8 protein-coding genes and 1 pseudogene are annotated in these 11,038 nt (G+C 51.2%); 8 read left to right on the forward strand and 1 reads right to left on the reverse strand.

Annotated elements, in window-relative coordinates; translation table 11 throughout:
• The first annotated feature begins 113 nt into the window (after nt 1–113).
• From tnpA to ACO0LI_RS07745, 5 genes and pseudogenes are all read left to right on the forward strand, one after another.
• A complete protein-coding gene (gene tnpA / locus ACO0LI_RS07725; RefSeq protein WP_423032037.1) occupies nt 114–446 on the forward strand; it encodes an IS66 family insertion sequence element accessory protein TnpA in 333 nt (110 codons plus the stop codon).
• Nucleotides 443–784 carry an IS66 family insertion sequence element accessory protein TnpB gene (gene tnpB / locus ACO0LI_RS07730; RefSeq protein ID WP_423032039.1) on the forward strand — a complete coding sequence of 114 codons (342 nt, stop codon included), beginning with the start codon at nt 443–445 and terminating at the stop codon, nt 782–784. The genes tnpA and tnpB overlap by 4 nt, the downstream gene beginning before the upstream one ends.
• A gap of 29 nt (nt 785–813) precedes the next feature.
• Nucleotides 814–2,343, forward strand: a pseudogene (tnpC, locus tag ACO0LI_RS07735) (IS66 family transposase).
• Nucleotides 2,344–2,622: 279 nt separating this feature from the next.
• The gene (locus tag ACO0LI_RS07740) at nt 2,623–4,752 is read left to right on the forward strand and encodes an ATP-dependent nuclease (protein ID WP_423032041.1); all 2,130 of its coding nucleotides are present in this window, start codon (nt 2,623–2,625) and stop codon (nt 4,750–4,752) included.
• A gap of 20 nt (nt 4,753–4,772) precedes the next feature.
• Entirely contained in the window at nt 4,773–6,614 is a 1,842-nt protein-coding gene (locus ACO0LI_RS07745; protein ID WP_423032043.1) for a UvrD-helicase domain-containing protein, read from the forward strand.
• A gap of 302 nt (nt 6,615–6,916) precedes the next feature.
• Here ACO0LI_RS07745 and ACO0LI_RS07750 read toward each other — a convergent pair whose 3' ends face one another.
• The gene (locus ACO0LI_RS07750; protein ID WP_423032045.1) at nt 6,917–7,477 is read right to left on the reverse strand and encodes a hypothetical protein; all 561 of its coding nucleotides are present in this window, start codon (nt 7,475–7,477) and stop codon (nt 6,917–6,919) included.
• A 544-nt stretch (nt 7,478–8,021) separates the two neighbouring features.
• Here ACO0LI_RS07750 and ACO0LI_RS07755 point away from each other — a divergent pair.
• Genes ACO0LI_RS07755 through ACO0LI_RS07765 form a run of 3 tightly spaced genes read left to right on the forward strand, consistent with a single transcriptional unit; the run spans nt 8,022 to nt 11,028 of the window.
• Nucleotides 8,022–8,873 carry a WYL domain-containing protein gene (locus ACO0LI_RS07755; protein ID WP_423032047.1) on the forward strand — a complete coding sequence of 284 codons (852 nt, stop codon included), beginning with the start codon at nt 8,022–8,024 and terminating at the stop codon, nt 8,871–8,873.
• Nucleotides 8,855–10,336 carry a Wadjet anti-phage system protein JetA family protein gene (locus tag ACO0LI_RS07760; RefSeq protein ID WP_423032048.1) on the forward strand — a complete coding sequence of 494 codons (1,482 nt, stop codon included), beginning with the start codon at nt 8,855–8,857 and terminating at the stop codon, nt 10,334–10,336. The genes ACO0LI_RS07755 and ACO0LI_RS07760 overlap by 19 nt, the downstream gene beginning before the upstream one ends.
• Nucleotides 10,333–11,028 (forward strand): DUF4194 domain-containing protein, encoded by a 696-nt coding sequence (locus tag ACO0LI_RS07765; protein WP_423032050.1) that lies wholly within the window; start codon nt 10,333–10,335, stop codon nt 11,026–11,028. Before ACO0LI_RS07760 ends, ACO0LI_RS07765 begins: the two co-directional genes overlap by 4 nt.
• The last annotated feature ends 10 nt before the right edge of the window (nt 11,029–11,038 follow it).

An 11,038-nucleotide genomic window follows, 5' to 3' on the forward strand; every position in this document is an offset into this window, starting at 1 on the left:
GGCTACTTTCGATGACAAAAGGTGGCTACGTTGAAGTAATCGTTCAACAGTCCCATCTATGAATTGATGCGTAGCCTGGAGATACTTCAGTTTTTTAAGCTGAGGAAATCAGGATGACACGAGAAGAACGCAGAACACTGTGGCAAGAGAGAATCAATCAATGGCAGCAAAGCGGCTTGCGACTGGCCGCATTTTCCCGTCATCATGAGCTCGATATCAAACGCTTGGCTTACTGGCGCACCCGGCTTAAGAGCATTGCGTTAGAGTCGGCACATCAGACACTCGACCCTTTACGCATTCAACCTGTCAGCCCTCAAGTAGATGCATCTGCCCCATCTGCAATGGAAGGTTGTCTAAGCATCACCAGCCCTGGCGGTTGGCACATCACCTTGCCGACGACTTTGCCTGTTGCCTGGCTGGGCGAACTGTTGGGGCACCTGCCATGATGTTACAACCAGAATCAGTCTGGTTAGCCATCGCCCCTGTCGATATGCGTATCGGTATCGATGGTTTATCGCTGCGTGTCCAGCAGGCACTGGGGCGTGCTCCCTTTGATGGCACCGCCTATGTCTTTGCCAATCGCCGGCGCAACCACCTCAAACTGGTGTGCTGGGATGGGTGCGGTGTCTGGCTGTGCCAGCGTCGTCTGCACCGTGGCAGCTTTACCTGGCCCCAGGCCGACGACAGTAGCTGGGAATTGACTGCCCAGCAATGGCAATGGCTGGTCGCTGGCGTCGACTGGCAGCGCCTGTCCGCCCCGCCGCCTGCACATTGGTTATTGTAAACATCCCCGACCTCAGTTAACATGGCGGTATGGACTTACTCGCTGAACTGACCCGCTCTAATGCCGATCCGGCTGTGATTGCACAAGTGCGTGCTTTGTTAGCGGAGAAGGATCATCAATTGGCGCAGAAGAACCATAAGATTACCGCACTGACGATAGAACTGGCCCATTATCGCCGCATCCGCTACGGTAAAAAGAGTGAAGCCTTCACTGGCGAACAACGTGAGCTCTTCGAAGAAACCATCGATGCCGACCTGGCCGCCATCGAAGCAGAACTGGCTCCCGCTGAGCCAGAGATCGCTGCGGCACGCAAGCGTAGTCGCGCTGGTCGCCAGCCCCTGCCGATTGAGTTGCCGCGCATTGAACATCGCCATGAACCAGCATCCTGCCAGTGCTGTACTTGTGGCCAGGAGCTGGGCAAAATCGGCGAAGATATCAGCGAGAGGCTCGATATTGAACGGCACTCTTCTTCGTGCATCGCGGCATTCGTCCACAATATGCCTGCCGCGCCTGCGAGACAGTGACAGCTGCGCCTGTGGCAGCGGCTGTGATTGATGGTGGCATGGCAGCGCCGGGCTTGTTAGCCTGGCTTGCCGTGAGTAAATATACAGATCATTTGCCGCTCTACCGTATTGAGCAGATCGCTGCGCGCCAGGGTGTGCCACTGGCACGTTCCACCCTGGCTGCCTGCATAGGCCAGACCGGTGTGGCATTGCGACCGTTATGTGACCGGCTCAGCGAATTACTGCGCCAGCGCCTTTGCCTGCATGCGGATGAAACACCGGCGCGGCAACTTGATCCGGGCAAGGGGGAAGACGCATCACGCTTATTTGTGGGCTTACCGCTCCAATGATCTCGAACCGGGCCCGCGTATCGTCGTGTTCGACTATCAGACTGGTCGCGCTGGTGCGCATGCACGTATCTTCCTGGCGGATTGGCAAGGTCCGCTCATGCTGGATGATTACGTGGGCTATAAAGCCTTGTTTGCTGAGGGCATCACCGAACTGGCTTGCCTGACGCATGTGCGGCGTAAATTCTTCGATTTGCATGCTACCAACGCTAGTCCGGTGGCGGCCCAAGCCTTGCGTTACATTGGGCTGCTGTATGCGATTGAACAACAGGCTGCTGCACTGGAGGCGACGGCAAGACAGCGGCGACGTCAGGAAGAGGCCAAACCGTTACTGATACAATGGCACGCATGGTTGCTTGCCACACAGCAGACGGTAGCGAATGGCAGTGGCACCGAAAAAGTCATCACCCACACCCTTAAGCGCTGGCCTGCATTACTAAGCTACGCTGAATCAGGGACGCTGCCGATTGACAATAACCCAGTCGAAAATGCCATACGGCCGATTGCCATTGGCAAGAAGAATTGGTTGTTTGCCGGTTCAGAGCGCGCTGGCCGCCGTGCAGCCGCTATTCAAAGCCTGCTTGCTACCGCAAAACTTAACGGCCTCGAACCGCTAGCCTGGCTCACTGAAACACTCGAAAAACTTCCTGCCTGCCCCAATAGCCAGATCGATTCCCTGTTACCGTTTCCACAGTCTATACCCGCCTGAGTGACGTTGCTATGTGGGGCGGCTGCACCCTTACTTTAATTTGATACTTTTCTTTTTAGTAAAGAAAATTGTGCGTTTTTACAACGTTTTTAAATTATTAAAATATGTAACTATATTTATAACTTTTAATAGCCGTAAGTGGCTAATATTCAAAAGCTAACTTTTATTAAAAGCTCGACAAGAATTTAAGGATATCTACAAAAATGTAATAGCTGGCGGGGTATGGTAAGCGTACGCAATGTGCGAATCCAGTCAAATTAGGACCAAAGGAAATTTTCCATGAAGGTTTCGCAAGTATCATTTCGCAATTTTCGGCGGTTAGAAGATGTTCAGTTCAGCCTTGAGGACGATCACACAGTTTTCGTCGGTCCCAATAACAGCGGAAAAACATCTGCCGTTTCTGCCTTTCGTCTATTTTTTGATAGAGGTGGCGAGTTCACAGTAAATGATTTCACGGTTGTATGTTTAAGTGAGTTGGATCGATACGGCCAAGACTCTGGCATGAACGCTAGCAGCCTGCCGACAATTGAAATGGATATCTGGTTATCGATTGATCCCGATACTGAATTCGGCAGAGTTTTCTCGTTGCTGCACGATGTTTCGACTGACTTTGATAAAGTCGGCATCCGACTTCGGTATTGCATTCATGACGGTCAATTATTGCGAGATGAGTACACGACGATGGTTCCGGCTACTGAAGGAAAACGTCAAAAGAGCCTCTCGCAGTTTTTGCAGAAAGTGCCGAAACTTTCTCGATATTTTTCAACTCGTTACTACGCGCTGTCCATTGAAGGCAGCGAAATAAAGGAAACAGAGATTGAATCCAAAGAGGGCAAGCGGACGCTCAACTCATTGATCCGGGTTGACTTCATTGATGCCCAGAGGGGTATACATGATCAGGATAGCGGCCGTGTCAACCGTCTGTCTGCGGCGTTTTCAGCTTACTACAATAGTAATTTGGAGAAGCCTGCAGAAAACGAAGCGGCAAACAGAGTAATCGACGAAAACAATTCACGACTCACCGCGCACTACGACACGCACTTCAAGCCTTTACTTGCCGTAATTTCAGAGCTGGGAGTTCCGTCCGCGCATGATAGGGTATTGCGCCTAGTTTCATCGATGAGCGCACAAGATGCACTTCAGGGAAGTACAGAGTTATTCTATGTTGATGAGGTCTTGAAGCACGAGCTCCCTGAAGCTTACAACGGACTAGGCTTCAAGAACCTCATCTATATTGCGATACAGCTAAACCACTATCACGCTCAGTGGCTATCGACGGAGAGTGGGCGAGAGGTGTGCCAACTCATTTTTATCGAAGAGCCAGAAGTTCACCTTCATGCGCAAGTCCAGCAAGTGTTCATTGCAAACATATCAAGAATTTTGCACGAAACAGCCAAGGCACTGGGTATGGGAGAAGTTACGCCCCAATTGGCGATCTCTACGCACTCATCTCATATTGTTGATGCGGTCGAATTCGACAAAATTCGGTACTTCTGCCGCGTGCCCTTAAAGTCTCAGATCGGAAATGTTTCGGCTAGCCCAAGTGCAACTAAGATTCTTAACCTTCATGACTTCAGACCGTCTCCTGAGCCGCTTCGCGCTCTCACTACCGCAGAAGAACAATTAGGAGCGGAAGCGAAGGAAGCACTACTTGCTGAGCTGAAGAAACAGCAGCAGCAAGCGACTATCGACTTTCTGAAGAAGTACCTAAAATTAACTCACTGCGACCTGTTCTTTGCCGATGCGACCATTCTTGTCGAGGGTACAGTCGAGAAATTGTTGCTTCCTCAGATGATCGAAAAAAACGCAAAGCTACTCTTGAATCGATATGTAACGATTCTAGAGGTTGGCGGAGCATACGCCCATAAACTCTCTAGTCTGCTCAGCTTCATTGGAACTCCATTTCTCGTTATCACCGACATCGATACTGTTGATGCTGCTGATGCAAGGCGAGCATGTCGTGCCGACAAGGCGGGAGCACGAACATCAAATGCCGCATTAAAGTCGCTTTTGGCAAAGAGCACTCGGGACGAACTCGTAGCGCTTAAATCGGAGGAGCAACTGGTCCAATCTGGACAGTGTTTTGTGACGTTTCAAAAGCCAATCAAAGTCGGTGAGGATGAGATGCATGGTAGGACCCTGGAAGAGACGTTCATTTATGAAAATTTGGCGATTTTCAAAGGCGACGAACAGATTTCCATCGGTTTAGGTCTGACAGCTACAATGACTCGCGATGAGATCATAGAGAAAGTTTATGGCGAGGTCCGCGACCAGAGTTTTAAAAAGACTGAATTCGCGCTGGCGATTGCATCCTCTCAAGTCGTATGGACTACGCCGGTCTACATCGTAGAAGGGCTAAAGTGGCTTGAGGAAAGGCTATCGCCAATTGCAAAAGCCGAAGCTCTATAGACAAGCGACTAGGACATAGAATGAACACGACACTTAAAACTACAAAGGCTGATGAGAAAATTCAAGCTTGCATCAACGAGCAGCAGAGTTTCTACGTGATTGCTGGTGCAGGATCGGGAAAGACGACCTCGCTCATCTCCGCGCTGGACAACATTCGAAATCATCACGGAAAACACCTTCGGCGCGAAGCTCAACGAATCGTGTGCGTTACATATACCAAGCGCGCCGTCGCGGTCATTTCGTCGCGGCTCGGCTGGGATGATCTCTACATCATAAGCACATTGCACGGCTTCCTTTGGGGCGAGGTAAAGCGTTTCACACAGAGCATTCGCAGGGCACTTCAAGAAAAAATAATGCCGGACCGAATTGCAAAACAAAGGGCAGATGACGATGGGGGAAAGAGCAAGAAAGCATTAACAGCACGAGCAAAAGCCGAGCGACTTGAGCAGGACTTGCTAGGATTACCTAGCGTCCCATCATTCACATATAACGATTCCAATTTCAGTAATTATCTTCAGGGCGAAATCGGCCACGAAGATGTCATTGATGTCGCCGCGTATATGATTGCAGCAAGCCATCAACTGCGAAAAATAATGGGGCAAAAATATCCCTACATTTTTGTTGATGAAGCACAGGATACGCAAGAGAACGTAGTTGAAGCTTTAAATATGCTTTGCCAAGATTCTGGTCTTCCAATTATTGGATACTTTGGCGATCCGATGCAACAGATTTATGACAAGAGGGCTGGAGACTTTAAGGGCCCACCTGATTCGTTGCGCATCCCAAAGGAAGAAAATTTCAGATGTTCCGTTGACGTTATAAACCTTCTCAACGCATTTCGCAAAGATATCCAGCAATTTCCTGCTGGTAAAAACGCGGAAATAAAAGGAAGCGTCATTCTTAGGCTTATCCAGACTGATAAACCCGGGGCCCCTAGAGGACGTTACACGCCGGAGCAGGTAGAAAGCGTTTCCCAAAAGCTGGACGACGCAATGGCTCAGTGGGGTTGGGCGAGCAAAGAGAACATAAAACACTTATACCTTGTCCGGCAGATGATCGCAAGGCGGCTCGGTTTTTCTGGCCTACATAACTTGTTTACTGGCGACTTTGCTTCGACACGCGCGCAGGATGATTATGAAAATGGTGAGCACTATCTTCTTAAGCCATTCATTGTTTGCCTTTACCCACTAGTAAAGGCTTCGCGTGCTAAGGACGGTAGAGGAATGATAGACATTCTCCGTCAAAACAGTCCGGCATTTGATCCTAAAGGAAAAAATGCAAATAACCCGCTCATAGAAATGCGAAAACGTGTTGAGACAATCATGAGCAGCTTGAATGAAATGTGGAATGGGAAAACCATCGGGGATATTCTCAGATACTGTCGGGAACACGAGCTGTATTCTGCGTCGAAGCGGCTAATAGAGGACCTTGATCGCAATCGTCGCGACGAGCAGTTCGATGCAGAGATGCACGCGATGGAGAAGGGGGATTGGCTTGCGGATGCATTATTTGACATGGGCCTGGCAGAAATTGCCACTTACTGCGAATTCATCGACGACAATACGGAATTCAGCACGCAGCACGGTGTTAAAGGAGAAGAATATGAAAGCGTTCTTGTTGTGATTGACGATGTGGGGTCGGCTTGGAATAACTACAGTTTTGCAAAGACATTTACTCCGAAATCTGCCGGAGACGAACCGACCGACCGCCAGCGCCGCCTGAGTAACAACCTCGCGTACGTTTGCTTTTCGAGAGCAGAAAAAGATCTGCGCATCGTAATGTATTCTCAGAACGCTGCCGCTGCAAAACAGGAATTTCTGGAAAAAAAACTATTCACCGAAGCTCAAATTGAGGTGGACTAGAAAGCTCCGCTCCTGCGCTCTCTCAATCAAATATTGCAAATTAAGGCGGCAAATTACGACCTAGTAGGTGATTGTAGGATCTCAAACGATTGGTATGGAACTCCACAAATGCTTAGCGACCCGCCTCCGGTAATTGAACTCCACAATGTGCCTCCAAGTGCATTAGCAAACAGGAACGAAAATGGCTCGGCAATGGCAGCCAATTCCCAAATAGCGGCAAACACGATTGACATAGACGCTGCGCAAATCGCGGTATAGCCAGTTAAAAGAGCGATACCAGCCGCGATTAATGATGAGCCCAGCTAAAAAAAAACGTTGAAAAGTACTAGTCCCGAAGGTCCCATTTCCATGAGTACAGCAATTGCCAATGCCGCAATGGCTAAAATCGTTACCCCAGCTGCAATTAAAATGCCACCATTTGATCCACCCGCAATTTTATATGCACCCGCTCCTGCATCTTGATCGAGAATGATATAGCCGTTTCCAACCCAACCATCTGCAGCGATATCTTTTTCGTGGACGGTCACTTCCTTACCGTCTGAAAGAGCATTGGCAATCTCCAATTTCACATCCGTACTGATTTGTAAGCTTTGGAGAACCGCACCATGTATCTCCTGATTACTTGGATTTAAGGTATAGATTTTTTGTCCTTGGCTTGCAGCTATCGCTAAAGCCTTGACTGCTGAAACACCTTGCGGCTGTGCGGGATCATTCACCGCGAGACTTGTATTTTGGAACATTGCTTCTGGCACTGTATGTTCCGCTGCAGACCCAACTGACCCGGCTTGGCGTATGTATGTTGCGTGTTTCGATTGATCTGTATCCTTTGTCTCGGCATGGTCACGTACATAATCCACATCCATCATGACACCAGGGACACTCACTGTTCTCAATATACCAAAGAAAAAATGCGGCTGTGCGGCAACCAGAAATCGTCCGTAACTTGGAGATCGATAATTGACTACATTGCCCGTAGTAAGCGCAATCCAACTATCGCTGGTACCCAGATGGTTCTTCGATGCTCTCTAGGGGTTCTCTCCCTCCCATAAGTTGCCTTTTCAGCAAATTCTAATGTAATCAGTTCGTGACATCAACAAAGTCGAGATGATCGCAAAAATGCATAACAAGTACATGACTAGTGCCACCGTGTACCGCAAACTTGGCGTAGATCAGGTATTTCTCCGATCATTGGATGGCTAGGAGACTGCTGGTTCCATTAAAGCTCGGCAAGAGAGGCCAGCTTCAACTCTATGATCGAACCGCCGTCCGCATCTTGTCGGCGTCAGATCTTAGACCGGTAGGTTAGTCCGAAAAACAACACAAAAATACATAATACATTAAAATGTATGATACATTTTAATGTATTATGTATTTTTGTGTATATTGATATCACCGGACTCCAGTAATATGACCAATTCAGCCGACCTTCCCATATCAGACCTCGCCCTGCTGCTGCAATGGGAAGGCTCTTTGAGCAACGCCCGTATTCGCGACCTCTTTGATGTAAAATCCGTTCGTGCGAGTAACATGATCAAAGAGTTCCGCGACGAGCACCCAACTTGGCTTGTTCATGACTCCAAGACCAAGGCGTTTTACCCGTCAAGTGACTACCTGTCCCACCAGCGGAAGCATGCCAACCGGCGACATCACGCCGACGAGCTAGCGCGCTATCTCGCCTTGGTTGGCCTGCACTACGCAACCCAAGCCAAAGACGAGCACCACCACCTTCTTTGCGCCCATACCGACCTTACGGCCCCGCCACCGCGCCCGTTTGCCATGTTGCAATCCGCTGCCAAGGGACAACGCAAAGTGCGCATCACCTACCGCTCCATGAACCACCCGGAACCGCACCAGCGCACCATCTCGCCCCATACCTTGGTGCGCGCCGGGCGGCGATGGCATGCACGCGCCTTTTGCGAAGAGGCCGGGGAGTTTCGTGATTTTTCGCTTGGCCGTATCAGCAAAGTCGAAGAGCTTGGCCAACCATCAGAGCGCTATGTCAGCGACGACAAGCCATGGCAGTTTTTTGTCAAGGTGACCTTAGTCCCGCATCCTGAGTTGACGCCAGAGCAAAGCTTGGTCATCCGCGCTGAATACATGGCAGGTGCGGCCGCATTGACGGAGACCTGTCGGGGTGCCTTGGTGAAATACTTTGTACAGGACATGCGTGCGGCCGTCCACACGCAGCAAAGACCGCCTGAATACCAATTGGCTGTCAGTAACATCAAGGAGATTGAACAATGGCTCTTCCTGAAATAGTCCCCATCCGGGTCAAGCCGCGCCATCCAGACCTGTTCGCACGTCTGCCGCACGACCTCTTCAAGCCGCTTGCGTCCCCAAACCACGAGCGCTACTGGATGCTCCTGACTGTTTTGCACCGTCAGCGTTTCGGGCCAGACGCCCCTTTGCCACCAGCCGAGGGCCTGCCCACGCGTGAGATCATCGCCGATATCGAGCAACTGCTCGAAGACAACGACCCGTGGGTCGACGACGAGGACGGCAGCACGACGGCGAGTACTGCGACCTCAATCAACGCGCGGGCCAATATAATCCTAATCCGCTTGGTCGACACCGGCTGGTTAGAGCGCGGCCGACATGGTGCCGAGCGCGTTATCTCAATGAGCCCGCAAGTAGGACATTTTCTTGACCAGTTGATTAGCTTTGCCGACAGCGGCCCTGTTTACGTGGGGGCCAAGATCCATTCTATCGAAGGATTAATTGACCGCGTACAGGAGGAAGAAGCTGGTGGCGACGTTCTCATGGAGGCAGCCCAGCAGACGCGCAACCTCCTGCAGTACGTGCGCAATACTGGCACGGTGGTGCGCGACATGATGGCATCGCTGCGCAATACCACTAAGGCACGCGAGTTCGTGCGGCAGTTCTTCGACGACTATATTGAGAAAGTCTTCCTTGGCGACTTTCGAGCGCTGCGCACACAAGGCGATCATCCGTTATCGAAACGCTATGCCATCATCCGGCGTGTCGACGCCATCGACGAGTCGCCAATTGACCGTGAACGGCTCATCAATTGGTACGAAGAAAACCAGTTCCAAGGGAACAGGCCGCGCGCGGAAGTGCAGTACGAGCGCGACCTATTCCGCCTTCGTGAACTGTCTCGACTTGATGAATACTTGGATCGCTTGGACAACGAACTGCGGCGCGCCAATCGGCAGGCCACTGTCTACCTTGACTACACCATCCGCACAGTGCGCCCAATCGACCAAATGGTGCGTGATGCCATCAAGGTGCTGGAACAAGGAACAGGGCACCTTGTGCCAGATCCTTTTCCGCCCGGATCTCTGGCCAGTCAAGGTGCTTTGGCACTCTCGCGCACCAGGACGCCCCGTCCCAAAGCAGCACCACTTCGCGTTGTCCAACCGACACCGCGCGAGTTGGCCGTTGCCAGATTGTCCCAGCGTGCCATGCACGCGCGTATGGTGTATGGACCCAAGATGACCGAATACCTGCTTTCGCAGGTGGGTGAAGCAAACGTCTCCAACGATACCTTGGCAACAGGCACAGTCCCTCAAGGGCGCGCTTATCAGGAGCTGTCAAGGATCGCCTTCCACTTGCGCGCCGGGGATGTGGCAGCTAAACAGGTCGCGCGCTCGCAGACGCCAGGCTTTATCGTCACACCAATGGGTGACGCTGAAGAAGAACATCCGTTCATTAGTGGCGCAACATTTGATGTTGCGCGCCGCATGCTAAGGAAAACATCATGAACAAACACTGGCAGACATTGGCTGAACGCACCGAGGGATTGGCCACCAATGAGGAAATAGAAGCGGCCCTGTACCGTTTAGTAACCGAACAAGTGCTCTATTACAGCGACCGCAAAAGCAAGCGTGATTACCAGATTATCGCCGGATTTGAGCGCGACTTGAAAGGGGCTTTGTCCGCACTAGGTATAGATTTGCATGTTGAGCGGGCCTTGCGCTATGCCTGCGCCTTGCCTCGCTACGCCAAGCCCGGTTCCATCCATACAGGACAAACCATCTTTGCGCTGCTGCTACGCCAGATTTACGATGAGGCGATGCGCCAAGGTAAGGATATCAGTGAGTCTGGCGAGGTAGTGTGCGATCTGGTTGAGTTAGAAGAAAAGTACCGACTGCTCACTACGCGGGCATTCCCATCGTCGAAAAACGAGTTGCGCGAGATGCTGCGCGCAGCTAAGCGATGGGGTATCGCCCGCATCTCCGACGGCTCCGGCGAAGACATCCCGGAGACAGCCTTGCAAGGGCAGGATTTCGTCATCATCATCCGCCCGGCCATCACCGTTATCTTGGGCGAAGCGGCCATTTCGCGCATCAGCGCCTTGGCCTGTACGGTAGGTCTCCCTGAAGAAGTCGATCCTGATGCAGAAAACGCCGACAACACGCTGCCTGCTCCCCCTGTACCGAACAACACGCCATAGTGGGGGCCAA

The sequence above is a fragment of the Undibacterium sp. Tian12W genome (genome assembly GCF_049339405.1).
GTDB lineage: Bacteria > Pseudomonadota > Gammaproteobacteria > Burkholderiales > Burkholderiaceae_D > Undibacterium.

What these genes read in the sequence shown, in the direction of transcription:
- ACO0LI_RS07750 (WP_423032045.1), bottom strand. Translation starts at nt 7,477, where the DNA reads ATGGATGTGGATTATGTACGTGACCATGCCGAGACAAAGGATACAGAT.
- ACO0LI_RS07745 (WP_423032043.1), top strand. Translation starts at nt 4,773, where the DNA reads ATGAACACGACACTTAAAACTACAAAGGCTGATGAGAAAATTCAAGCT.
- ACO0LI_RS07760 (WP_423032048.1), top strand. Translation starts at nt 8,855, where the DNA reads ATGGCTCTTCCTGAAATAGTCCCCATCCGGGTCAAGCCGCGCCATCCA.
- tnpB (WP_423032039.1), top strand. Translation starts at nt 443, where the DNA reads ATGATGTTACAACCAGAATCAGTCTGGTTAGCCATCGCCCCTGTCGAT.
- tnpA (WP_423032037.1), top strand. Translation starts at nt 114, where the DNA reads ATGACACGAGAAGAACGCAGAACACTGTGGCAAGAGAGAATCAATCAA.
- ACO0LI_RS07755 (WP_423032047.1), top strand. Translation starts at nt 8,022, where the DNA reads ATGACCAATTCAGCCGACCTTCCCATATCAGACCTCGCCCTGCTGCTG.
- ACO0LI_RS07740 (WP_423032041.1), top strand. Translation starts at nt 2,623, where the DNA reads ATGAAGGTTTCGCAAGTATCATTTCGCAATTTTCGGCGGTTAGAAGAT.
- ACO0LI_RS07765 (WP_423032050.1), top strand. Translation starts at nt 10,333, where the DNA reads ATGAACAAACACTGGCAGACATTGGCTGAACGCACCGAGGGATTGGCC.